The organism is Paludibacter jiangxiensis (assembly GCF_001618385.1).
Lineage (GTDB): Bacteria > Bacteroidota > Bacteroidia > Bacteroidales > Paludibacteraceae > Microbacter > Microbacter jiangxiensis.
Genome location: NZ_BDCR01000001.1, coordinates 668,196 through 692,101, shown reverse-complemented (window position 1 = coordinate 692,101; position 23,906 = coordinate 668,196). Strand labels below are relative to the sequence as shown.

Here is a 23,906-nt window from a genome sequence, read left to right as displayed (position 1 = left end):
CGATCGTGGTCAAAAATAATCCGATTTTGTTGATCTTTGGGCGATTCGCTATGAGTAAGCAATCGCACCATCTGGGTCTCAGAACCGTCCTTTCCACAGTTTGCGCAACCATTCTGCCTGTTTTTGTTCCGCCTGGTTATCGGCAGCATGCCAGATCGATTGAGTCTTCAGCTCGTCAGGCAAAAACTGTTGCTCAATGAAATGGTTTTCTCCGTCGTGTGAGTAGCGGTATTCTTTCCCGTAATTGAGCTGCTTCATGAGCTTGGTGGGAGCATTGCGCAGATGTAGAGGTACCGGAAGGTCTCCCGTCTCTTTTACCAGAGCAAGCGCTTCGTCGATGGCAAGGTAGGCCGAATTGCTTTTAGGACTATTTGCCAGATAGATAGCTGTTTCCGACAAAATTATACGACCTTCAGGCCATCCTATCTTTTGTAATGCATCGAAACAGGCATTTGCCAGCAACAAAGCATTCGGGTTAGCCAGTCCAATGTCTTCTGCGGCCGAAATAACCAGACGCCGCGCTATAAATTTAGGATCTTCACCGCCGGCAACCATCCGGGCAAGCCAATAAACTGCCGCGTCGGGATCACTGCCCCGGATTGATTTGATGAAAGCCGAAATAATGTCGTAATGCATCTCTCCGCCTTTATCATAAGTAGCCAGATTCTCTTGTAAGCGGTCAGTCACCAATGTGTTGGTTATCACTAGTTCTTCTTCGGGAGATGCGTTGACGACTAATTCCAGAATGTTGAGCAGTTTTCGGGCATCGCCTCCTGAGAAACGAAGCAATGCATCGTCCTCTTTAATGCTGATATTCCGTTGCTTTAGCTCAAAGTCGGTGGCTAAAGCCCTTTTTACGAGATCCTGCAAATCTTTCTTGTCTAGTGATTTTAGGACATAAACCTGACAGCGCGACAGCAGCGGAGTAATCACTTCGAAGGAAGGATTTTCTGTTGTTGCTCCAATCAGAGTGACAGTGCCGTTTTCCACAGCACCCAGCAGAGAGTCTTGTTGCGATTTGCTGAAACGGTGTATCTCGTCGATGAACAAAATCGGGTTCGGTTGATTGAAAAACCGGTTGCTCTTTGCTTTTTCGATCACCTCCCGCACATCTTTTACGCCCGAATTGATAGCGCTGAGTGTGTAAAAAGGTCTCTCTAACCGATTTGCAATGATTTTGGCAAGGGTGGTTTTGCCTACACCGGGAGGACCCCACAAAATGAATGATGAGAGATTTCCCGATTCGATCATTTTGCGAAGGATAGCACGTTCTCCCACAAGATGCTTCTGTCCGATGTATTCGTCCAGACTTTTGGGGCGCAGTCGTTCGGCTAAAGGTGCAGACATTAAATTATTTATAAATTTGAAAGGTTAGATGTTCAAAGCTGAAATTAATAAACTCTGAACATCCAACCTTTGATTGTTGTGGGTTATTATTTCAGGTTCAACACTTTGCCGAATACAGCAGGCGAACCATAAGTAATGTCGTTCAGTTGATAAAGCTTTTTAACCTTGATTCCGTAGGTTTGTGAGATGGAGTGCATTGATTCTCCGGCTTCTACACGGTGTGTTGCAGGAACGTTTTTAGCAGCTTTGCTCTTTTTTGCTCCCAGATAAACCACCTCGTTGACACTCAATACATAATCATCGGTCACTTCGTTCTTGTAACGGAGCACTTTTTCAGGTAAGTTGACTTCCCTTGCGATGGATTTATAGGTGTCGCCGGGTTTTGCAAGCACGTACTTCACACCGTTGTTCTTGTATACTTTATGGTCAAAAGGCTCTTCAATTACTCCAAAGTCGCTGCTAACCACAGTGGATGATTCCGCAAGCGCTTCTGCAATAGTTTTTTCTTCTATAACCGCTTTCTTTTTCTTTTTATTCGAAGCCAGCAACTTGCTGCTTTCTGAATCAAGCATGTTCAACTGGTAAAGTTCGATAAGATTTATCAGGCTTGAAGCATATGTTTTGCTTGTTGCATATCCGGTTGACTGGAGACCATTGGCCCAGCCTTTGTAGTCATCTGATTTTAATGAGAAAAGAGAAGCATATCGGCTTCTTTTTGCAAGAAATGAAGAATGGTCTTCGTATGATTCTTTGGGATTTGAATATTTGCGGAAACATTCATTTTTCTGATCATCATTCTGAAAGAAAGTGTCTCCTCTCCAGTCGGAACATTTTATGCCAAAGTGATTGTTTGCTTCAGTTGCCAAAGGACTTTTTCCGGCTCTTGACTCCAACAATCCTTGTGCCAGCGTTATACTTGCGGGAATTCCATATTTTTTCTGCTCGGATACAGCAATTGACTGGTATTTTTTGATATAAGCCTCATAATCCGGTTGGCGCTTCTGGGCTGTAAGGCAAAGAGATGCCAGGAAAAGTACGGTTAGTGTGTTTAGAATCTTCTTCATGAATGTTGAACTTTGGTTAGAGAATTTATTTTATGCTGTTTATTTCTTGATTTTCCAGACTCCATCTTCAAATTTAATCGACAGTTGCTCTGACTTCAAAAGAGGTTTCAGTTCTTTCCAGTCATCATCAGCAAGAAATTGTCTGGCATTGCATGATGCTGTTATGGTTTTTCCAGGTTCTGTAAAGGTATAGCTTATGAAAAGCGGAGTCAGCAACCGGTTTGCAATAGAAAGATCATATTCCGATAATCCCCTGGCAATGAAATCGGAAGCTGACAAAGTGGGAAAGTCCATTGTGAACGGCTTCCATTCGAGAGAATAAAAATTGATGTGCGACTGACAGGCCGGAGCGCACGTCGTGAAAATTACCGCGATGAACGGTGATGATTCCGCTCCCAAAACCTGCATTTCCATGCTGCCTTTTTGAGAGGTTTTCAGCAGCAGGTGCTTCGTCTCTTCATTATAGTCAATCAGCTTACAATAGCCATTTAGACTGTTTTGAATGGAATCAACCTTTTTGTCTTTGAAATAAGCAAACAGCTCTGTTCGTTGCGATTGGTCGAGCCACAAAAGGTCGGCCGGCATCGTTTGAAACAATTTCTCAACAGAGATTTGACCCGATACCGAAAACAACGATATCATGCTGAATATCAATAAAATTATCTGTCTGTGCATATATTTATGTTTTTGCAGCCGGCGAAGACTGGTTTATTTCTTTTCGGTTTTCTTCTTGCGAAATATGCCTTTGATTTTTCCCCATGTACTGACTAAAAGATCTTTATAATCAGTCAGAATCTCTTTGAAACTGTTGAAGTTTTCAGTATAAGTCAAACCAAGCCCCTGGGTGTAAGGCGCGGGGTTGAGTTGTTTGTAGTCATTGGTGCGGTTATATCCGCGCACACGCCATTTTCCGTTGTTCGACAACACATACTGAATATCGACATCTCCGATGAATTTACTGGTTGAAAAATTATCGTTCCGATAACCGACACTGCCATTTATGATCCAGCGGTTGTTTTGATACATAATTTCAGCTTCATAGTCCGTTCCGGTATATTCTCCTACTCCGGATGAACGCAGATTAAAACCAACATTAACGCCCGATACTGCTTGTGATAGCCAGCTGTTGAGCTGATTAGATAATGTTGAACTGGCAACTGAAATCAATTCGCCCTGACCGATAGGGTTGACCGATGATCGCATATAGTCGGGTGTATAGAAGCGGTTGAACGCTAATAACCAGATCATTTGCCGGTTCATCATGTCGTTTGTGTTTACGACATTCTTTACCGCACGTTTTACTTCATCTCGTGAGTTAGGCAGGTTGATGTCAAATTTGATATCTGGTTTCATCAGGCTACCCGTGAGGTTTAGCAGACATTCCACAACAGCACTCGACCGACCTGAGTTTTTCAGAATATCTACATCCAGATCGGCTAAGGATGCATTCATCTGATAGCGGGCATTAATGTCAATCAGAGCATTATAAGCATTTCCGTTCCACCGGATAGCACTCCCTTTGTCAATCTTGAACTCTCTGCTTAGTGCATTCTGGAAAGTAAAGAGATATTTTCCTTCGTTTATCGTGTAACTTCCCTGCATTTGCAGATCCGGATTGTGCAAAGTGTATCCTACATTCAATATTCCGGATCCCACGGCGTCAATCTTGTCTCCGGCTTTCGGATCAATAATCAGGTGTATCTGAGCATCCGGGGTGACATTCAGCATCGCATTTATCACTGTTGGCGTGCCGTTACCCGATTTATTGTTTTGTTGCTCACCGGAAATGGTAGCATTACGCTTCTTCCTGACAACATACTCGATGAAAGAGTTGTCGGCCGCGCTCACTGCCGAACCAATTGATATGTAAACATTTGTCTTGGGCTTTGATGTCGCGTTGATGTTGATTTTGGTCCCCTGACCATCTCCGGTAACCCGTACATCACCGTCTGCATATACCTTTCCCCAAAAGTTTTCACTATCGGTTTCTTTGGTATTCATTGATAGTAAATTATGCGCGGTAACCTGTACGTCGTATTTCCAATCCTTCAGGTAGGTATTGGGTGCCGTGCATGAAAGGACTCCGGTGTTGTTTTCGGCATCATGTAAAACGACATTTTTCAGAATGATTGCTTCTTTACGGAGGTGTACCGAGTCGCTGAAAGTATACATCGTACCTAATGAACTAAGTCCGGCTTGCCCGTTTTCGATTTTTACATCGCCATTAAACCATATGTTTCCTTTTACGAGGAACATTCCCACTTTTCCTGTTGCTGTTCCTTGCGGGTTCGATAAGAACGAGGTCAGGTAAGGGTTGAGGAATGTAATTGGAAGATGTCTGGCAAATCCGTAAAGAGCCATTGAGTCTTTTGCTGTGTAGAACCCTCCTTTTAAGAGGGCAACAGTGTCTGTCTTACTCATCACGCGTCCCATAAGGTTCAACTTCCGGTTTGCTTCGTCCCATCCGCTTTCGGCATAGGTATCACCCCAAACACAGTGATTCAGTCCGAAATCACGGGCAAAAACATTGACTTTCGCAATCGGATGGTTCAAAACACTAAGTATGGTTACGTTGCCGGTTACGTTGCCGTTCAACGATGGGTTTTGCATGTGAGCCATTTTAGACACATAATCCAGCTGAATTCCTTTTATATCGACGCATAAACTGTCGGTTGCCTGTGCCGAAATTGTTCCGTCAATGCTGAGGTGTTGTTGCTGGCGTTCAACCATAAAACGATTGATCCACACACTCTTCATGTCGGTCTTTACTGTGCTTGGACGTATGTTCCATGCCGAATCATTCAGGATAATCTGCGTGGGTAATATTTTTGTGTCAGCCCATAACTGATTGTTTTCTTTCCAAAGTCTTGTTCTGGCAACCATTTCACCGGCATACGTCTCTTTTCCGCTGTTGTCCCACATAAGTCGGGTACTGACAGAATCTTTTGTAGCAGCGGCTGATGCGAAAAGATTCATGACCGTATTGTTGCTTTGGAGTATCATGCCTTTCGCTGTAATCTGCATCATTTCACGAGGGTTGTCACATGTAAGGCGTAATTTAGAAAAATGAGATGTTTTCGATGTCAGTGTTGGTATGTCAAGCGTAAAATTTAACTGTCGGGAATCAGAATTGACATTTCCTTCCAGACTTGCACCATTTTCAATCTGAACTGGCAATGCCAAAACCGAAAAGAGTTCATCGGCCTGATTCGGATCTACTTTCAGGTTAAATGCAAAATTATTGAATGCAGCATAGCGTTCGGACGTGTGTAGCAACGATGGCAGATATTTCGCTGCGATGTAGGTGATGTCTTTGGGGAGCTTGATAAAATTGAATTTGCCCTGAAAATATCCGCTGATAAGATCAGAGTTAATATCCAACCGATTGTTGTTTTCAAATGTCGGGAGGGCATTGAGGGTTAGATGACTCAGATTGTACTCCTGTCCTCCGTTCAGCAGATTAATATTCGTGAATATAACAGAACCGTCTGCATCTTTCATCAAATCGCCCTGAAGGTTTGCTTCCATGTGCAGCCCGGCTGTCAGGTTCGGGAAATCTTTCGTCAGGTTGAGCTTGTTGGGCGTGAGGTTCTGGATGTCGGCAGTAAACTTATAAACGGGTCTCTTTTTTGCCAAATCGATAAGTCCGGCAAGATTGAAGCGGATATTAGGGTCTTCAAGACTTGCTGATCCGTCAAATTTCGATCCGTCAAAATTGCCGTCGATGGATAAGTTGTTGTATGTGTATTTATTGAATGAAAAAGAAGATACCACAGCTTTTGCCTTTGTAGACAGCGGTTTCCCTTTTTCGCTTTTCCCTTCCAGTTTGGCCTGTAGCGAAATGTTTCCCATATCGGGAGAACTTAACATCTCCCCTAAACGGAAATTCATAGCATTGATGGCTCCTGAGAATTGCAACTTATTCAGTTTATCGCTGAAATTGAGTTTGATATCGGTAGATAAGCTCCCCAAACGTGTTGACAAGTTACCGTAAGCGACCATTTCGCTGAAGAAACCGGTAAGAGAACCGTTAAAACGCAGGTCGCCCAATCGTAAAACTTCGTTGGGAAGCGTAAATGGTTTTCCCGTAAAATGGGCTATCATATCCTGCATTCTTGCCGCATTCACATTCAACTGCTTCAGATTGGCATATACGAATGTTTCTCCGATATCGGGCAGACCGTTTATGTCAAAGTTGCCGGAAAGGCTAAAGTGGTTTTGTCCCGTCAGGCTTAGTTTCTTACACCTGAAATTTGAGAAAGTTCCGCTAAGATCGGTCGTTAATTTGAACTTATCGTGGTACGACGCCAGTGGAGGAAGGAAACAGGCCAGATCGCTCGGCTCTATTTCCGAAGGCAAAATGGAACAGTTAACCTTTACGTTTTGCAGTAGATTGTTCGTTTTTCCGGATGCCTTAGTTGTAAAGGTTATATTCTGCATCTTCAATTCACTCGCGGGCAACTTCAGATTGAAGAAAGACAAAATCAATTGTTTCTTGTTGGCTCTTATGCGGGTTTGAAGCTTTGAAAGTTGCAGTCCCGATCGTTCCCGCAAAGAGAGGGAATGGATGTCGGCCGACAAAGAATCGGACGAAAAACGGTGTAGCGACAAATCAAGATTAATATCATGAATATCAAGGTGAGACGCATCAAAGGTTCTGAGATGCTCTTTTTTATCAATGTTGTTCAGCCGGAAACGACTGTCGGACAACCGAAAACGATCAACACTGAAAATGAGGTTCATTTTCGATTTGGTGGTATCTTTTGACGCAAAAGCTTTGATAACAAAATCAAAGTTGGTTTTTCCGGTCGAATCCACTTTGAGGTTGAAATTCAAACGCGCCAGATCGGCTGCGTTTATCGCCACTTCTTTGCGAAACAATCGCCAGAAATCGAGGTGAACCTTCATTTGGTGTGCCGTGAACAGGGTATCGCGTGTCTGATCCTCAAGATAGACGTCTCCCATTTTTAAGTCAGAAAACGGAAAAAATGAAAGGGTTCCTATTTCAACACGAGTGTGTAGTTTTTGTGACAGATCCGCTACAATTTTCTTGCGGATGGAGTTTTGCACAAAGCTCAAATTCAACAAAATAAATATAGTACCAATGATGGCTACCGTAATTGCTGTAGCCATTAAGAGCACTCTTAGAGATTTTTGTTTAATTTTGAGCATCCTATTTGAATCTTGTAAAGGGGGAATGTGCCCTTTGGGCGGGCATTCATATCTTTCTATTAATAAGAATAATAAGTAAAACGGTAGAATAAACCGAAGCATCACATTCGGATACAATTCCTGTAAGTTACTTATGCTTCGGCAAATTTACTTGAAAATCAAATGAGAACAAACAGAATCTTATTAATAATTACTATTTTTATGACGGCTTGCAACCTTTTTGCAGCCAAAAATCTATCACCAACTATGGTAAAAATTCAAACCAATCATGGCGATATCCTCGTAAAGCTCTATGACGAAACGCCTCTGCATCGCGATAATTTTCTGAAGTTAGCCAAACAGGGCTTTTATGACGGCGTTTTGTTTCACCGCGTCATCGGTGAATTTATGATTCAAACCGGCGATCCACAGTCGAAAGATGCAAAACCAGATCAGATGCTGGGTACCGGCGGACCCGGATATACTGTACCGGCAGAAATTCATTACCCGGCATTTTTTCATAAAAGAGGAGCCTTGGCAGCTGCGCGTCAGGGTGATGAAGTGAATCCTGACAGAGCTTCGTCGGGTTCACAATTTTATATCGTTCAGGGACGTACCTGTTCCGAAAATGAATTGAACCATGTGGAACAATCAGCCCGTGTCAATCAGGAAAGAGGTATTTTTCAACAAATAGCAACAACTCACATTGAAAAAATTAAGGCTCTTCAGTTGGCAAATGACACTGCCGGTCTCAATAATCTCCGCGACTCAATTTATGCCGAAACGGTCAAAAAAGTTGATGAGAACCCGATGTATAAATTGACAGATGAGCTTCGTCAGGCTTACAAAACGTTGGGGGGAACTCCGCATCTTGATGGCAGTTACACCGTTTTCGGAGAAGTGGTATCCGGTCTTGAGGTGGTTGAAGAAATCTCTAAGGTTAAAACCGGCCGTGCCGACCGTCCCGTTGAAGATGTGAAGATTATAAAAGTTACAGTAGAAGAATAAAGCTATCAATCAGCTAACAACTAATTGACAGCGTTCGATTAAAACAGACTCGAATGAAGAAATTAGTTATCCTCACCGGAGCAGGAATGAGCGCCGAAAGTGGCATTAGCACTTTCCGGGATGCCGGTGGATTGTGGGATCAATATCCCGTGGAAGATGTGGCAACCCCGGAAGGTTGGGCTCGTAATCCTGAGCTTGTGCTCGGCTTTTATGCCGAACGTCGCCGCCAGTTGTTAAAAGCAAAACCCAACGACGGACATGTGGGGCTGGCTCGGTTGCAACAGCAATTTGATGTTCGCATTATAACGCAGAACATCGATGACCTGCACGAGCGTGCCGGAAGCAATAATGTGCTCCACCTGCACGGAGAGCTTACGAAAGTGTGTTCCACGTACGATTCGGATTATGTGGTTGACCTTCCTTCGGATGCTCCTTATATAAAACTGGGAGACAGATGTCCCAAAGGTGGACAGCTGCGTCCATTTATCGTATGGTTTGGTGAAGCCGTTCCTGCAATTGAAGAGGCTGCCGATTTGAGCGCTCAGGCAGATATTTATGCCGTGATTGGCACTTCGCTCAATGTGTATCCGGCTGCAGGATTATTGCATTATGTCCCTAAGGGCGTTCCAATCTACCTTATTGATCCAAAAGAAGTGAACACAGCATATTATCAACGCATTACATTTATTCAGCAACCAGCAACCACCGGAGTTGCTCAATTGGAAAGAATGTTGCTTTCTTAAGTAATAATCTCTGTGTAGAATAGCGCAAATAATATAAATAGCCGGAAACAGTTTTGAACTCTGTTTCCGGCTATTTTTTTGCGATGATGTAACTGTTTGTAATAAAAGGCTCTCAACTACTTATCAATACTGCATATGACATTCGTTTAAACAATTATCATGGATGACAAAATGACAATAAAAAATATTAAAAACGGATAAAATGCAAGATAATTGCTATTAGATACTTGTTTTTCTAATCTTTTTGTTACCTTTGCATCAGTTTATATAATAAAATGCAATTAAAAATAGGCAAAAACATGAAAGCAAAATTAGAGTATGTTTGGTTGGATGGTTACAAACCAACCCAATCGTTGAGAGCAAAGACAATGATGTCTAAAGACAACTTTAGTGGAAAATTGGAAGACTGCAAAGTATGGTCATTCGACGGTTCTTCAACCGAACAAGCTACTGGTGGTTCTTCCGACCTTTTGTTAAAACCAGTTGCTATCTACCCGGATCCAACTCGCAAAAACGCTTATGTTGTGATGACTGAAGTGTTGAATGCGGATGGAACTCCACACGAATCAAACGGTCGTGCAACTATCGAATCGGACGATGATGATTTCTGGTTTGGTTTCGAACAAGAATATTTCTTGATGGATATGGAAACAAAAATGCCTTTGGGTTTCCCTGCAAACGGTTATCCTGCTCCTCAAGGTCCTTACTATTGTGGCGTAGGTGCTAAAGCTGCTTACGGACGTGAAATCGTTGAAGAACACTTCGATGTTTGTTTGGAAGCCGGTTTGAATGTTGAAGGTATCAACGCTGAAGTTGCTGCCGGACAATGGGAATACCAAATCTTCGCTAAAGGTGCAAAAGATGCAGGTGACCAAATTTGGGTTGCTCGTTATTTCTTGGAAAAAGTTGCTGAAAAATATGGCGTTTATGTTGAATTGCATCCAAAACCACTTGGAAAAGAACTTGACTGGAATGGTTCGGGTATGCACGCTAACTTCTCTAACGGTTTGATGAGAACTTGCGGTGACAAAAAAGTATTTGACGCAATCTGCGAAGAATTCGGAAAACACATCCAGGAACACGTTTCTGTTTACGGAGCTTATAACGACCAACGTTTGACAGGTAAACACGAAACTGCTTCTATCAACGAATTCTCTTATGGTGTTTCTGACCGTGGTTCTTCTATCCGTATTCCTATTGGAACAGTAGAAGATGGCTGGAAAGGTCGTTTGGAAGACCGTCGTCCTGCTTCTAACGGAGACCCATACAAAATTGCTGCAGTTATTATTTCAACTACCAAAAAAGGTATTGCAAAATTATAATTGTAAGCAGATATACAATTCACAAAGCGGTTGGCCAGAGCGGTCAACCGCTTTTTTGTTGATAAGAGACTTTATAAAGGGTTGTTTTGAAGAGGGAGTCAGTCTCGCTATTATGCTTTGATAAAAATTTATAAAGCAGTTGGATCCTCTCATTTCGTGCTTATATTTGCCTTTCATTTTGTAAGCTAATTTTCTTGAAAACGAGCATGTTCGTCCTTATTACAAACCAATACTACTCACATGCGGGTGTATAAAAATCAATGGTCTATATGAAAAAAGTATTCACACTGCTGATGGCAGCCTTATTTGTTGCTGCATCATCGCTAAGTGCTCAGACTCCTGCTGCTGCTCCGGCAAAGAAGGAAGTTAAGAAAGAGATGAAAAAAGCAGACAAGGACATGAAGAAGGCCGATAAGGATATGAAAAAGGCCGACAAAGAAATGAAGAAAGTTGAGAAAAATGCCAAGAACGTAACACCACCGCCTCCTCCTCCACCTCCTGCAAAAGCAGCTCCGGGTCAACACATGAAAAAAGATGGTACTCCCGACAAACGTTTTAAAGAAAACAAAGAAGCAGCAGCTCCGAAGCACTTGAAAAAAGACGGTACGCCGGATAAAGGATTCAAAGAAAACAAAGAACCGAAAAAATAAATACAGCCGTATTTGAAAAAAATGTCCTTGATGAAACAATCATCAAGGACATTTTCATTCTATCAGGAATATTTTCGTCGTCTTAAAAAAAAGAAAACCGCGGCAAATAAAGCCAGCAGAACCAAAGGGGTAACCAGATTGATGATTTGCCATGTTGTTCTGCCTTCTGTGGTAGCAACATTGTTAAGCAAACGAAGTGGAACTACCCGCGATCTTAATTCGAGCCAGCTGTCGTCTCCGCTAAGATACAAAACGGCATTTACGATAAAATCACGGTTACCGTATTGGCGATTGGTATAACTGTCGAATCCTAAAGGTAACAGTTGCATGTTGTCGCCGGTGCCGTGAACTTCGTTGCGGATAATATCTCCGTTTGCAACAATAATCATTCTTGTATACTTGCTCTTACGGGCTATTGATGCAGATTTATTAATCCCTTCGGGAACCATTCTGTTGGCAAAGGCAGAAGTAAATGTCCCTTCCAAAAGGCCACCTACCGGAATGTTTTGGAAGCGGAAATAATCGTGATCACGTGGGTCCGGCATTTGTTTCAGATCAACCATTGCCGGAGGTGCTAAAACATGTGATGCGTTAGAGGTGGCGAGAAGGGCTTGTTTCTTTACCAGAGTGTCCACGCCTACAAAATCTATTGATGAGGCAAAATTTGCCTTTACAGAGGCCAGATTACGCGTGGTGGCGTTGTATGGAGATGTAAGTAACAACGGTTGAAAAACCCACGGCATTGGCTTAAATTGCGGCTCTTCTCCCGGACGTGACACATTGATTGGCATAGAGGCGCATTGAACATCCTGCACAATGTCAGGGTTGATGCGGACACCATATCCAAAAAGCATATCAGAAAGGTTCACATCAAGCGGAGCAATGGTTGCCTGCCCGGTTCTCGAGAGGAAATCATTGTCGATCTTTGATCCGTCAATGAGCCACAGCACACGTCCTCCATTCATAATATACTGGTCGATAATGAATTTCTCATTCTCGGAGAAAGCGGTCGCCGGTTTGGCAATGATAACCACTTTGTATGGATCAAGAGCTTTCGGGTCGTTGCCGAGAGCGCCCCGGTCTACCTGAAAATAGCGGCTAAGAGCTGTGGTTGCGTCATACACTTCCGGCTCGGGTAGTTCTCCGTTGCCTTCCAGAAACGCCACCTTACGATTTTCCTTCACATTCAATATCCGAATAGCATCGGTCAACTGATATTCAAGATTTTCCACCGAAGCATTCAGGTTCTCTTCTCCGGAATGTCCCTGCATATTGGTAAGCAGGTTCACTAAAAGAGTGTCTTTATGACTGATTATTTCTGCCCAGGGACAAATTATCTTCCTTACAGCTTTTCCATCAGCATCTTTCTCATAAACCATTGTAGCACGCATACCCCGTTTCTCGAGCGAAGCATAATAAGCGTCCTGATCTTTACCTTCGGCTGCTTTTGCAGGATCGATAAGCTGATATTGAATGTTTTTGCCGGCATATACCTTAAACTCGTCCAGATAGTCCGTGCAGGAGTGCTTTAACCGTAGAAAACCGGCGTTTAAATCACCGTCGAGATACACGTTGATTTGTACCGGTTCGTCCAGCGACTTCATAAGTCCTTTTGTAGCTGATGAGATAGTATATCGCTTGTCGGAGGTTAAATCGAGGCGGAAAAACAGATAATGAGAGATGAGGGAAACAGCAGCAATGGCTACTGCCACAGCAGCTATTTGGAGAAAAAGGCGTTTATTTTTCATCAGAGGATAGACCAAACATAAAAAATGACTTCCCGTGCAAAAATATTGTCGGGAAGTCTTATTTTTCAAATAATATTGATACTTATATGATTACGGCTAAGAAACGGACTGTTTTATTGTCGAGAGCTTTCATACCGTGCTTTAACTCGGCATTGAAATAGAGCGAATCTCCTTCTTCCAGAATCAGTTCTTTTCCGTTTATTTCCAGAAGCATTCTCCCTTCAATAACATAATTGAACTCTTGTCCTGCATGAGTGTTCAGACAAATAGGATTGTCGCAAGGCTCTACCGTGACAATAAACGGATCGGCATTTCTGCCTGCAAAACCTGCTGCCAGCGATTGGTATTTGTAAGCTTTTGTTCTTTCAATAGCCACTCCCTGACCTTTACGGGTGAGATAGTAAGTTCGCATTCTCGGTTCTTCCCCGAATAGCAAGGCCGTCATCTCAACGTTAAAATGACCGGAAATGTTATGCAGAAGGCTTACCGGAATATCTTTTTCTCCATTTTCACAGAGAAGATACTCTTCCTCACTAACCATTGCAGCGTCGGCCATCTCTTTGACCGATATATTCAGTGCTTCCCTTAATCCGTGCAGACGTGCAGCTATCTGTCTGATTTTATCGTCCATACAAAATATGAGTTATTGAAGTTTTATAAAATGCTATTTTTTGTTCAGCTCTGCAATGCAGGAACCTAAACTTGCTTCCCAATGCGGAATCGAGATTCCGAAAGTCTTTTTGATCTTTGATTTATTCAGTACGCTGTAGAATGGCCGCGGAGTTTTTGCCGGAAAGTCTTTCGATTCGATTGGCAACACTTTACAGTCAATTCCGGCAAGGCGGTGAATGGCAATGGTGAAATCGTACCAGCTGCAAACACCCTCGTTTGAAAAGTGATAAACGCCTGTTTTGAAAGCATTTTCATTTTTAATTGTTTGTTCGATAATCTGCAAGATGGCAGCAGCCAAATCGGCAGCATTGGTCGGTGTACCGATCTGATCAAAAACCACTTTGAGTTCGTCGCGCTCTTTGCCGAGCTTGAGCATCGTTTTTACGAAATTGTTGCCATAAACCGAATACAACCATGACGTACGGATAATCACTGCATCAAGGCAAACTCTTTTTAAATCGGCCTCGCCACATGCTTTACTTTTTCCGTAAACTGTTTTTGGATTGATTTTTACGTCTTCGGTGTAAGGCACATGTGCTGTTCCGTCAAAAACATAATCGGTGGAGATATGAATAACTTTAATTTCGTGTGAAGCAGCAACTTCCCCGATGTTTCTGATTGCTTCGCAATTAATAGCGAAACATTTCTCTTCATCTTCTTCTGCCTTATCCACTGCCGTATAAGCAGCGCAGTTGACGATAAAATCGAACGATTTGTTGGCCACAAACTGCTCGATAGCGTCTTTGTCGCAAATGTCTAACGTGTCGGCATCTGTAAAGACAAATTCGACATCCTTCATTTGTGGGGCAATTTGTTGCAGCTCACTGCCTAACTGCCCATACGAACCTGTGACTAAAACCTTTTTCATACTTTCTATCTTTACGGGGTTAATAGACAAAATTCATCTCAGCCTTTTCCAGGGTCGGATGTTTTAGATCCTTTTCGGATATGATGGCTTCCTGCAATGGAATCTGCCAGTCAATATTCAATGCCGGATCGTTATATATAATTCCCCTCTCCAATGTGGGATCATAAAAATCATCGCATTTATAGCTAAATACGGCGGTTTCGCTCAATACTGAAAATCCGTGAGCAAATCCCTGAGGGATGAGGAACTGTAATTTATTTTCTTCCGAAAGCTCAACACCGAACCATTGTCCGAATGTTGGCGATCCTTTTCGTAAGTCAACCGCTACGTCATATACTTTACCAACGATGACGGAAACCAGTTTGCTTTGGCAGTGAGGGTTAAGCTGGTAATGCAGTCCTCTGACCACTCCATAGCTCGATTTCGATAAATTATCCTGACAAAAGTCAATGTTGATGCCGCTTTCGGCTAATCTTTTCTTGTTGTAACTCTCTAAAAAAAATCCCCGGCTATCAGCAAAAATCTGGTTTTTAACTATAACTAAATCACGTATTGGAGTACTAATTATTTCCATTTTCTATTGGTTCATTGGCAATCTTAATAAGGTATTGCCCGTAATTATTTTTCTTTAGCGGCTCGGCCAGTTGAAGCAACTGATCCCGGTCAATAAATTTCATGCGAAATGCTATTTCTTCAATGCAGGCTACCATCAAACCCTGACGGTTCTCAATGGTCGAAATGAAATTGGCAGCTTCAAGCAGACTATCATGTGTGCCGGTATCCAGCCAGGCCATTCCACGACCCAAAAGTTTTACGTTCAGTCGGCCTTCGTCGAGATAAATCCGATTGAGATCCGTTATCTCAAGTTCACCGCGTGGCGAAGGTTTAAGCGCTTTTGCTTTCGCCACCACATCGTTACCATAGAAATAGAGGCCGGTTACCGCATAATTCGACTTTGGAACGGCCGGTTTTTCCTCAAGGCTAAGCACCTTTCCCGATGGATCGAATTCGGCAACACCATAGCGTTCAGGATCATTTACATAATAACCAAAGACCGTGGCTCCGTCTTTCATTTGTGCAGCTTCCTGCAATTGAGACGATAAGTTGTATCCGTAGAAAATATTATCGCCCAGTACCATGCAAACAGAATCGTTGCCAATGAATTTTTCTCCGATGATAAATGCTTGTGCCAGACCGTCAGGAGATGGCTGGATGGCGTATTCTATTTTTAGCCCGTAAGCCGATCCGTCTTCAAAAAGCCGCTTGTAAAGATCGATATCCTGAGGCGTTGAGATTATCAATATTTCCTGAATTCCCGATAGCATTAACACCGACAACGGATAGTAAATCATCGGTTTGTTATAAACGGGAATAATTTGCTTCGAAATGCTTTTGGTGATGGGGTATAAGCGGGTTCCCGATCCCCCGGCCAAAATAATACCTTTCATGGGTAAATATTGTTAATTAGTATTGTAAAGGCATTTGCAGGAACAACCCGTAAAATGAGCCGAGAGTCTTGCATTTATAAGGCTTTTGCCTGTTTTTGATATAAACAAAGATAATCGCTTTTATTGAAAATGGTACGGAAATGTAAAAAAAATTACCACCCAAAAGCGGCATTATCGTCCATCCATTTTCCCTGTACTTTCATGACTTGCTCCATGACGTCGCGGGCACATCCTTCTCCGCCTTTTAAAGGGGATACATAGACAGAAATAGCTTTTATTTCAGGAGCAGCATCCTGTGGACAGGTAGGTACGCCAACCCGTGACATAACCTGATAATCAGGTATGTCGTCGCCCATGTAAAGAACTTCATCGGCATTGAGCGAGTATTTGAGAAGGAACTCGTCGAGGTCGTTTGTTTTGGTGCTTGAGGCCATGTAGATATCTTTCACACCCAAACGCTCGAAGCGAAGCCGTACGGCATTTGTGTTTCCTCCGGTGATAATGGCAACATGGTATCCTTTTTTTATCGCGTACTGAATTGCATATCCGTCTTTGATATTTACCATCCGCATAGGTTCACCATTGGGGTGCAAAGGAATACTGTTGTTTGATAACACACCGTCAACATCAAACACAAAAGCTTTGACATTGTTGAGAAGTTCTTTGAAATTTGCCATAGAGCATAAATTTTTATATAAAAAACAAAGGCCAAAAGTTTGTAAATCAAACCATTGGCCTTGTTTGGTTGTCTCACCAGGATTCGAACCTAGACAGGCAGTACCAAAAACTGCAGTGCTACCATTACACCATGAGACACTCCATTATGTTTTGCTTAAAAAGCGAGTGCAAAGGTAAGCGTTTAATGCTTTTCCACAAAATATTTTGGATAAAATTTTCTTTGTGGTTATATTTTTTTGACCAAATCCGATGTAATGGGCTGATCTTTAAAATATAAATTTTGAAAGATGAGCCTTGACTTTTACCTCTGACAAAATTCAGAGGAAGAAGAACCTTTATTTTTTCGTAAGAATATCCAGCCACTTGCGTGGTTTCTTCAATTCCTCAAAAACAGGTGACGGGTTATGCAAAACACTAAACCGTTCGTCAGTTTCAGATTGGAATCCGAACTGTTCGGGGTAGATCACAAGCTGACTGTTGTTTATGACCGCGTTGGATACCGAAGCAAACAACTCTTCAAACAAAGCATTGTAAGAGATTGTGGATTTACGTCCTGCGATAAAAATCACCAAATCGTTGCTGCGTACCTGTTTGATGCAAGACTCTATTTCATGCCATCCTTCCATTTTGCGATAAAATGTGGGGACTTTGTGTTTGTGTAGCCCCGCAAATAACTTGAGTTTCTCTTCCGTATCGCTATTGACATAGAAAATAAGAGATGCATCTGCTTGTTTTGCAATATGGTAGATGTGCTCATAACTTCGCTGAAACCCAAGTTCCAGTTCTGCTTTTTCCGGAATAAACGTGACAATCTGCGAGGTCGTTCCCAGTGGCTGAACAGGCTTGTAGACATAAATAGACCGACTCATGCTTTTTTGCAGAGAATCGGCCATTTGCCCTAATACCGATTCTGTGAGCTTTGTCTTCCGATGCAGACCGATGATTACATCCGAAATGTTGTGCTCTTTCACGGTATGAATAATTCCACTGGCGGCGTTTACGTCGTAACGAACAAGTTGTTCTATCGTGTTGTCGGTAGATGCGGCAACTTTAGCGGCTCTTTCCAGCAATTTTTCTCCTGTTCCCCGACTTTCGTTCACTATGTCATCTACTACCGCCAAAACATACAACGGCTGTTTCAAAGGAGCTGTTTTCATCATTACTGCCAGTTCCATCAGCCTGTCTATTGTTTCAGGATTTGATACCGGTATAAGTATTCGCTCACGTGTTTCTTTGTCCGATTTGTCTCCCGTTTGTCCTGCCAGTGCCAGTCTGCGGGCTGCTTTTTCTGTTACAAACGAACTGATAATGCACGATAACAGAATCATGATGATGGTGCCATTCAGCACGTGGTCGTTGAGCAAGCGAACCGGGGTACCATCCGGATTTTGTCCCAAAATGATATTGTAGCCTACCATTACGGCTGCCAGTGTTGCTACCGCATGGGCATTGCTTAATCCGAATACCATCAATCCTTCGTCTTTGGTCAGTCGGCAGGTGAGGCGGGTAAAGGTGGCGGCCAGCCATTTGCTGGTGATGGCGACAACGGCCATAACGCCGGCTACGAGTAAGGCTTCGTATCCGCTGAACAATACCCGGTAGTCGATCATCATTCCCACCCCAATCAGAAAGAAGGGAATGAAAAGCGCATTTCCCACAAATTCGAGACGGTGTTTGAGCGGCGATACTTTAGGAACCAGACGGTTCAGCGAAATACCTACCATGAACGAGCCGAGAACGCCTTCCAGTCCTGCAAGCTGAGCCAGAAACGCCCCGAGGAATACCATAGCCAATACGAAGATGAACTGAAGGATGTTGTCTTCGAAGCGTTTCATGAAAGCTCTGGCAATAACCGGGAAAACAAACATAACAATTAAGCCAAAGCAGACAATTTTGATTGCCCATAACACCATAAACCAGTTGGTAAGGGTTCCTTTGCACATGCCGGCAATGATTGCCAGCAGCATAAGCATCAGAGTGTCTGTCAGAATGGTTCCCCCGACTGTGATGTTGACCGCGCGATTTTGCGAAACGCCATACCGGCCTGTAATCGGATAGGCTACAAGCGTTTGCGACGAATACATTGCTGCCAGCAGAAGCGAAGTCATCAGTGAGAAATGCAGAATGTAGAGGCTTGTAAATGTGCCGATAAGTATCGGTATGGAAAACGTAAACAGGCCAAAAATCATTCCCTTGACACGATTGCGGCGAAAGTCGTTCATATCCATATCAATTCCCGCCAGAAAAAGGATGTAGAGAATACCCACATTGCCGAACAGATGAAAACTCTCATCGTTGGCAAGTATATTGAATGCTTTTGGGCCCAGAAGAATTCCAGCGAAAATGAGGCCTACTATATACGGTATCCTCAGCCGGTGCAAAAGCAACGGCGAAAAGAGAATAACAAGCAGCACCACTCCGAAGATAAGCGTTGAGTTCTCTAAAGGTAATTGTATGGTAATGTCAGACAGGGTCATTTAGTAAAACGGCAAAAACTTAATGTTTTTGCCGTAAAAATATTTACAATCAATCTGTTGGAGAAGTGGATAGAAGTTTCTTTTCCAACTCGTTTATTTTTGATTCCTGATTGTTGATGGTGGTTAACAATGCGTTTAACTCTTCATTTTCAATGCTTGAAGGGAATTGTCCTTTGACCCGATCCATAAAGTCGGCCAGTACGTTCATGTAGTTTGTAAACGCATCATACGGCGATTCATAGTTCGGATAAACGGTAAATCCGTTCCATGGTTTGGTGGTCATGTAATGGAAGTGGTCGGACGATTGCAGGCAGAGCCAGTCGCGTTTCAGTGCACGATCGGAGCACAAACGAACCCGTTCTCCTACCTGGTATAGTTTTTGAAGCGCTTCGGTCTGGAGGTCGTTGCCGGTCCAGCTGCTCAGGTCTTTTTCTTCTCCCGACCATGTTTGAGGGTAGGGGACGCTGATAGGAGAAATAGGATTGAATTTTTTTGCAATTTCGGCCGGCGTGGAAAAGGTTATCTTGTTTGCTAAAGCCTGAAGCGGTAATGCTTTGATGAATTCGAAAATGCCGCTTTCGGGACGTTGGCGTTCTCCGATAGACTGATAGCCCATGAAGATGCTGAAAACCTTTTCGCTTTCTTCGGCACTTTTAATCCAGCTCATCAGTTTTTCCGCTGTCAGAGGAAATTCGCTCCAGCTCCAGTCCGAGAAGCGGTATGCAATATCGTCACTCAGTTTCATGTTGCGGGTCAGTACTTTGACCTGCGGAATATAACTGTGTCCATATACAAAATTCGGGCTTTTCCATCCCAACACATGTTTGGACCCTTCGGTGAGCATCGTGGAATATCCCATTTCGTAAACCATTTGGGCGATCTCGTCGGAATAAATCATTTCGGTATTCCGGAAGGTGGTAGGCCGAACGCCAAAAAGTTCATAGATAGTATCGCTGTGCATTTTGACCTGTTGTACAAACTCTTCAGGATCAAAAACGGCGGCGAGCGAATGAGAATATGTTTCCGCAACAAACTCCACACTGCCTGTTTCGGCAAGTTCCTTAAAACTATCAATCACTTCGGGAGCATATTGTTCGAAGAGTTCAAGCGCGATTCCCGAGATGGAGAAAGAGACTTTGAATTTGCCGTGCGAACTGCGTATCATGTCAAGAATGAGGCGGTTGGCCGGTAGGAAGCTGCTGTTGGCTATTCGCTGCACATTTGCTTCGTTTGCAAAGTCATCATAGTAATAATGATCGGATCCTATTTCAAAGAAACGATAACGTTTTAACTGCATCGGTAAATGCACCTGAAAGTAGAAACAGATAGTTTTCATTTGCGTGTAGTTTAGATTTTGAAGGACAAAAGGTGGCTGATAAAGTTGCTGATGTCTTCCGGCAATCAGGATGTGGACGGAGAAAGGATTTGATTTCACCTACCCATGGCAAAAATAGGATTTATTTCGGATAAACAAAAAAAATATGGCACCTATCTTGCGACAAGTGCCATAAAAATGCAATTAAAAAGCGGTGAGGGGGGGATTCGAACCCCCGGTACGGTTACCCGTACGACAGTTTAGCAAACTGTTGGTTTAAGCCACTCACCCACCTCACCAGTGTCCGAGTCATTGCCTAAACGGTTGCTTTAAAAGCGTTGCAAAAGTAGGAAATAATTTTCATTTTTTCAAACTCTCTTTCAAAATATTCTCAATAGGAATGATTAAATTTGCAAGCTCAATTGATAAGGCTTAAAAATTAGGTAGTTATGAAAAAGAAAATATACCGTAATTCCAAATTAATCAAAAGGATAGCATTAGTTTTAGGTGCTATAGCCGTTCTTTTTATAGGATATCAGGCATATATTTATTTCCGCGGAAACTTCTTTACACCTTCGGGTGAAACTGTTTATATCTACATTCATGAACATGCCACGCTCGATGATGTGGTGAAACAAATCGAGAAAAAAACCAAGCCCCGCGATATTAATTCTTTCATTCGTCTGGCAAAAACAGAGGGTTATCCTACCAAAATACGTACAGGTCGTTATGCTATTTCTAACGGCATGACCAATCATAAACTACTCTCCAACCTGAAAAAGCATATTCAGGCTCCGGTAAGTTTGAAATTCAACAATATCAGAACCAAAGCGCAGCTGGCCGGACGCTTGTCGAAACAACTGATGGCCGACTCGCTGACATTGCTTTCTGTGTTGAATGATTCCTTAGCCGACGAAAAAATGGGATTTACTCCCGAAACGGTAGTGGCAATGTTTATTCCCAATACCTACGATATGCTTTGGGATATAACGCCGGCACAGTTTATTAAGAGGATGCATCACGAATATGAAGAATTCTGGACAGAAGAGCGCAAACAAAAAGCCAAAAAGGCCAATCTGACTCCGGTACAGGTGACTACTCTCGCCTCTATTATTGAAGAAGAAACCAACCACAAAGCCGATAAACCGATTGTTGCAGGATTGTATATGAATCGCCTGCGGATCGGAATGCCGTTGCAGTCGTGCCCAACCATCAAGTTTGCACTGAATGACTTCTCGTTGAAGCGAATAACGGGCGTGCATTTGCGGGTGCAGTCACCTTACAATACCTACAAAAATCCGGGTCTTCCTCCGGGGCCGATCCGTATTCCGAGTATCGAAAGTATCGATGCCGTGCTGGACTTCAAGCCGAATAACTACCTCTACATGTGTGCTAAGGAAACTTTGAACGGCGAGCACTATTTTGCAGCTACCTGGGCGGAACACAAACGGAATGCCGATCGCTACGCCGCGATGATGAACAAACGCGGTATCCACTAATCAGAACAGGTGACGGATGTGATGACCCGACAGCTCTTTGCGGAGCCTGTCGGAGTCGGGTGCGACACGTTGCAACAAAGCCCAAAAACGTTCGCTGTGGTTGTGCTCCACCGTGTGGCAAAGTTCATGCAGAATGACGTACTCGACCAGATGTTTCGGCAACAACAGTAAATAGAGCGAAAGGTTGATGCTGTTTATCCGCGAACAACTTCCCCAGCGGGTCTGGCTCGACTGTATTTTTACCCCGTTAAATTTGAAGCCGTGCTCCGCGGCTAAGCGAATAATCATGGGAGGCAACTCCTTCTTTGCCGCCTGTCGCAGAAAATAGACCACTCCTTTGCGAATTGCTGCCTGAATGGCTGGTGCATGTACATCTTTTTGTGCCGGATATTCGATGGTGAGCACACCATTTGCCAGCCTGAAGAAGAGCTGACTGCGATTAGTGGCCACCACTTGCGTGGTGAAAGTGAGCGTCTTCAGCGGATGGTCGGCATCGATCCATTGCTGGTGCTTCTCTTTTTTCTGCAACAAAGTCTCTCTTGTCTGCTTCAGAAACCTTACCCCCTCCTCATAAAATTTCTCCGAAGGCAGCGTCACCCGCACGCCGTCGGCCACCAGACGCAGGAAAATGCGCCGCGAGCGCGGATTGACCGTAAATGAAATCTGTCCCAGTTCGGGATCGTGAAGCGATGGACACATGCAGTTGAAGATTGATGTGCAAAGATACGAAATATACGATGCGGGAATAAAGAGGGAAAAGTGATGTATGATGTCTTGTTTATTGTGCAGCGGTCAACTATCTGTTTGTTCGTTAAAATAACTATATTTGGCGGGAAATAAGTTTATTAGAAATATGAATTATGTAATTCTTCAGATGTAAACTCCTATGAAAATCTTATCTTCCTTTCTCGTTCTGGTATTACTGATAACAGGATGTCAAAAGCAAAATAACAAACTTACATCAGTGCATTACTCCCAATCGGGTGATACCCTAAGCTTTCGGGCATTGAATCACAAATCGGACTATGAAAATCTTCGTGAAGCAATTAATACCGGGAATCCGATTCGATATGATTGTGTGAATGACAGTCCTTATGGTACATGTTTCCTCATTGATCTGATTATGGCTAATAAATACCATTATGCGGGTGCGTATGAAAGCGTTTATTATCATTATATGTCTCCAAATTTTAACACATCCGAATGGAATGCTTTAGATACGATCTCCCAACACAGAGCATTATACTATTTAAAACGAGCAGCCGAAGCGGGCAATAACAATTCACAGGACATACTTGGACACCTGTATCTAAATGGGAATGCATTACCTAAAGATATAAAAGCAGGGGAGTATTGGATAAAACAACCCAAGGAAAAGAAAGAGGGTATAGCGCAGCAACGATGTTGGTTTTGGAGGGAGAAACGGCACTTAATATACACGCAGAAATATTGATTATTATGAAAAAAATACTATTCGTCACAATGTTAATAATATGTTGGGGCTGTAATAAGAGTGGTAAAAAAAATGTAGAAATCGTTGCATTACCCAATTTCATTCAATACCATAAAGATTTATATCGCAAAACAGATAATGGAGATACTCTGGCTTATGAAAAATTCAAAGAAGCATATTCGAAAGAAAGCTATTTCCCTATATTACTTCCAGTATGTTTGAAAATGGCCGATAAATACCATTATCGGCAAGCTTATATGGACGTTTATCTTTGTCTTTGGCATGCGTTTAATGACGATGATAAAAATGCAGCTATCTATGATTTAACTCGTTTTGATCCTGACTCACGCCAAATGGCAATTTATTATCTGGGAGAAGCGGCTCATAGTGGCAACCAACAGGCAAAGGATATCCTGATTAAACAATATATCCGTTAAAATATGAATCTAAGCGACTTGGAAGT

The 23,906-nt window shown here is 42.9% G+C and carries 19 protein-coding genes and 2 tRNA genes; 6 read left to right on the top strand and 15 right to left on the bottom strand.

The genetic code is table 11. The features are described from left to right. Positions 1–78 precede the first annotated feature (78 nt). From PJIAN_RS02610 to PJIAN_RS02595, 4 genes are all read right to left on the bottom strand, one after another. Positions 79–1,347, bottom strand: a complete 1,269-nt coding sequence (locus PJIAN_RS02610; protein ID WP_068701731.1) for a replication-associated recombination protein A — start codon at positions 1,345–1,347, stop codon at positions 79–81. An 86-nt stretch (positions 1,348–1,433) separates the two neighbouring features. Then, a complete protein-coding gene (locus PJIAN_RS02605; RefSeq protein ID WP_068701729.1) occupies positions 1,434–2,411 on the bottom strand; it encodes a glucosaminidase domain-containing protein in 978 nt (325 codons plus the stop codon). Between the two features lie 39 nt (positions 2,412–2,450). Further along, positions 2,451–3,086: a DUF3256 family protein gene (locus tag PJIAN_RS02600; protein WP_084252223.1), complete on the bottom strand. Its 636-nt coding sequence runs from the start codon at positions 3,084–3,086 to the stop codon at positions 2,451–2,453. 33 nt (positions 3,087–3,119) lie between these two features. Next, entirely contained in the window at positions 3,120–7,583 is a 4,464-nt protein-coding gene (locus PJIAN_RS02595; protein ID WP_068701725.1) for a translocation/assembly module TamB domain-containing protein, read from the bottom strand. 201 nt (positions 7,584–7,784) lie between these two features. On the opposite strand from PJIAN_RS02595, the gene PJIAN_RS02590 reads away from it, so the two are divergent. The 4 genes from PJIAN_RS02590 to PJIAN_RS02575 all read left to right on the top strand — a co-directional run bounded on the left by PJIAN_RS02590 (position 7,785) and on the right by PJIAN_RS02575 (position 11,285). Then, positions 7,785–8,570 carry a peptidylprolyl isomerase gene (locus tag PJIAN_RS02590; RefSeq protein ID WP_439951395.1) on the top strand — a complete coding sequence of 262 codons (786 nt, stop codon included), beginning with the start codon at positions 7,785–7,787 and terminating at the stop codon, positions 8,568–8,570. A 53-nt stretch (positions 8,571–8,623) separates the two neighbouring features. After that, positions 8,624–9,313 (top strand): SIR2 family NAD-dependent protein deacylase, encoded by a 690-nt coding sequence (locus tag PJIAN_RS02585; RefSeq protein WP_068701721.1) that lies wholly within the window; start codon positions 8,624–8,626, stop codon positions 9,311–9,313. A gap of 299 nt (positions 9,314–9,612) precedes the next feature. After that, positions 9,613–10,635 (top strand): glutamine synthetase beta-grasp domain-containing protein, encoded by a 1,023-nt coding sequence (locus tag PJIAN_RS02580; RefSeq protein ID WP_068702692.1) that lies wholly within the window; start codon positions 9,613–9,615, stop codon positions 10,633–10,635. A 269-nt stretch (positions 10,636–10,904) separates the two neighbouring features. Then, entirely contained in the window at positions 10,905–11,285 is a 381-nt protein-coding gene (locus tag PJIAN_RS02575; RefSeq protein WP_084252274.1) for a hypothetical protein, read from the top strand. A gap of 62 nt (positions 11,286–11,347) precedes the next feature. Here the strand turns inward: PJIAN_RS02575 and gldG are convergent, their stop codons facing one another. The 10 genes from gldG to PJIAN_RS02525 form a co-directional block, all read right to left on the bottom strand. Beyond that, on the bottom strand, positions 11,348–13,033 hold the full coding sequence (gldG, locus tag PJIAN_RS02570; RefSeq protein ID WP_153802459.1) for a gliding motility-associated ABC transporter substrate-binding protein GldG: 1,686 nt from the start codon (positions 13,031–13,033) through the stop codon (positions 11,348–11,350). 82 nt (positions 13,034–13,115) lie between these two features. Continuing rightward, entirely contained in the window at positions 13,116–13,664 is a 549-nt protein-coding gene (locus PJIAN_RS02565) for a helix-turn-helix domain-containing protein (protein ID WP_068701715.1), read from the bottom strand. A 33-nt stretch (positions 13,665–13,697) separates the two neighbouring features. Then, entirely contained in the window at positions 13,698–14,573 is an 876-nt protein-coding gene (gene rfbD, locus PJIAN_RS02560) for a dTDP-4-dehydrorhamnose reductase (protein ID WP_068701713.1), read from the bottom strand. Positions 14,574–14,592: 19 nt separating this feature from the next. Beyond that, positions 14,593–15,147 carry a dTDP-4-dehydrorhamnose 3,5-epimerase gene (gene rfbC / locus PJIAN_RS02555; protein ID WP_068701711.1) on the bottom strand — a complete coding sequence of 185 codons (555 nt, stop codon included), beginning with the start codon at positions 15,145–15,147 and terminating at the stop codon, positions 14,593–14,595. Beyond that, positions 15,134–16,021, bottom strand: coding sequence for a glucose-1-phosphate thymidylyltransferase RfbA (gene rfbA / locus PJIAN_RS02550; RefSeq protein ID WP_068701709.1), 888 nt, complete (start codon positions 16,019–16,021; stop codon positions 15,134–15,136). Before rfbA ends, rfbC begins: the two co-directional genes overlap by 14 nt. Positions 16,022–16,173: 152 nt before the next feature. Next, positions 16,174–16,698, bottom strand: coding sequence for a KdsC family phosphatase (locus tag PJIAN_RS02545; protein ID WP_068701708.1), 525 nt, complete (start codon positions 16,696–16,698; stop codon positions 16,174–16,176). 65 nt (positions 16,699–16,763) lie between these two features. Further along, positions 16,764–16,837 (bottom strand) — tRNA-Gln (locus tag PJIAN_RS02540). A gap of 197 nt (positions 16,838–17,034) precedes the next feature. After that, positions 17,035–19,176 (bottom strand): cation:proton antiporter, encoded by a 2,142-nt coding sequence (locus PJIAN_RS02535; RefSeq protein ID WP_068701705.1) that lies wholly within the window; start codon positions 19,174–19,176, stop codon positions 17,035–17,037. 49 nt (positions 19,177–19,225) lie between these two features. Next, positions 19,226–20,512, bottom strand: coding sequence for a glycoside hydrolase family 57 protein (locus tag PJIAN_RS02530; protein WP_068701703.1), 1,287 nt, complete (start codon positions 20,510–20,512; stop codon positions 19,226–19,228). 191 nt (positions 20,513–20,703) lie between these two features. Next, a tRNA-Ser gene (locus PJIAN_RS02525) sits at positions 20,704–20,790 on the bottom strand. Positions 20,791–20,940: 150 nt separating this feature from the next. On the opposite strand from PJIAN_RS02525, the gene mltG reads away from it, so the two are divergent. Next, entirely contained in the window at positions 20,941–21,990 is a 1,050-nt protein-coding gene (mltG, locus tag PJIAN_RS02520) for an endolytic transglycosylase MltG (protein WP_068701701.1), read from the top strand. Here the strand turns inward: mltG and PJIAN_RS02515 are convergent, their stop codons facing one another. Beyond that, positions 21,991–22,689 (bottom strand): M48 family metallopeptidase, encoded by a 699-nt coding sequence (locus PJIAN_RS02515; protein ID WP_068701699.1) that lies wholly within the window; start codon positions 22,687–22,689, stop codon positions 21,991–21,993. Between the two features lie 654 nt (positions 22,690–23,343). On the opposite strand from PJIAN_RS02515, the gene PJIAN_RS02505 reads away from it, so the two are divergent. After that, positions 23,344–23,880: a hypothetical protein gene (locus tag PJIAN_RS02505; protein WP_153802458.1), complete on the top strand. Its 537-nt coding sequence runs from the start codon at positions 23,344–23,346 to the stop codon at positions 23,878–23,880. Positions 23,881–23,906: the final 26 nt, after the last annotated feature.

Bases quoted from the DNA above. Each gene is read 5' to 3' on its own strand.
- PJIAN_RS02610 (WP_068701731.1), bottom strand. From the start codon at position 1,347: ATGTCTGCACCTTTAGCCGAACGACTGCGCCCCAAAAGTCTGGACGAA.
- PJIAN_RS02605 (WP_068701729.1), bottom strand. From the start codon at position 2,411: ATGAAGAAGATTCTAAACACACTAACCGTACTTTTCCTGGCATCTCTT.
- PJIAN_RS02600 (WP_084252223.1), bottom strand. From the start codon at position 3,086: ATGCACAGACAGATAATTTTATTGATATTCAGCATGATATCGTTGTTT.
- PJIAN_RS02595 (WP_068701725.1), bottom strand. From the start codon at position 7,583: ATGCTCAAAATTAAACAAAAATCTCTAAGAGTGCTCTTAATGGCTACA.
- PJIAN_RS02590 (WP_439951395.1), top strand. From the start codon at position 7,785: ATGACGGCTTGCAACCTTTTTGCAGCCAAAAATCTATCACCAACTATG.
- PJIAN_RS02585 (WP_068701721.1), top strand. From the start codon at position 8,624: ATGAAGAAATTAGTTATCCTCACCGGAGCAGGAATGAGCGCCGAAAGT.
- PJIAN_RS02580 (WP_068702692.1), top strand. From the start codon at position 9,613: ATGAAAGCAAAATTAGAGTATGTTTGGTTGGATGGTTACAAACCAACC.
- PJIAN_RS02575 (WP_084252274.1), top strand. From the start codon at position 10,905: ATGAAAAAAGTATTCACACTGCTGATGGCAGCCTTATTTGTTGCTGCA.
- gldG (WP_153802459.1), bottom strand. From the start codon at position 13,033: ATGAAAAATAAACGCCTTTTTCTCCAAATAGCTGCTGTGGCAGTAGCC.
- PJIAN_RS02565 (WP_068701715.1), bottom strand. From the start codon at position 13,664: ATGGACGATAAAATCAGACAGATAGCTGCACGTCTGCACGGATTAAGG.
- rfbD (WP_068701713.1), bottom strand. From the start codon at position 14,573: ATGAAAAAGGTTTTAGTCACAGGTTCGTATGGGCAGTTAGGCAGTGAG.
- rfbC (WP_068701711.1), bottom strand. From the start codon at position 15,147: ATGGAAATAATTAGTACTCCAATACGTGATTTAGTTATAGTTAAAAAC.
- rfbA (WP_068701709.1), bottom strand. From the start codon at position 16,021: ATGAAAGGTATTATTTTGGCCGGGGGATCGGGAACCCGCTTATACCCC.
- PJIAN_RS02545 (WP_068701708.1), bottom strand. From the start codon at position 16,698: ATGGCAAATTTCAAAGAACTTCTCAACAATGTCAAAGCTTTTGTGTTT.
- PJIAN_RS02535 (WP_068701705.1), bottom strand. From the start codon at position 19,176: ATGACCCTGTCTGACATTACCATACAATTACCTTTAGAGAACTCAACG.
- PJIAN_RS02530 (WP_068701703.1), bottom strand. From the start codon at position 20,512: ATGAAAACTATCTGTTTCTACTTTCAGGTGCATTTACCGATGCAGTTA.
- mltG (WP_068701701.1), top strand. From the start codon at position 20,941: ATGAAAAAGAAAATATACCGTAATTCCAAATTAATCAAAAGGATAGCA.
- PJIAN_RS02515 (WP_068701699.1), bottom strand. From the start codon at position 22,689: ATGTGTCCATCGCTTCACGATCCCGAACTGGGACAGATTTCATTTACG.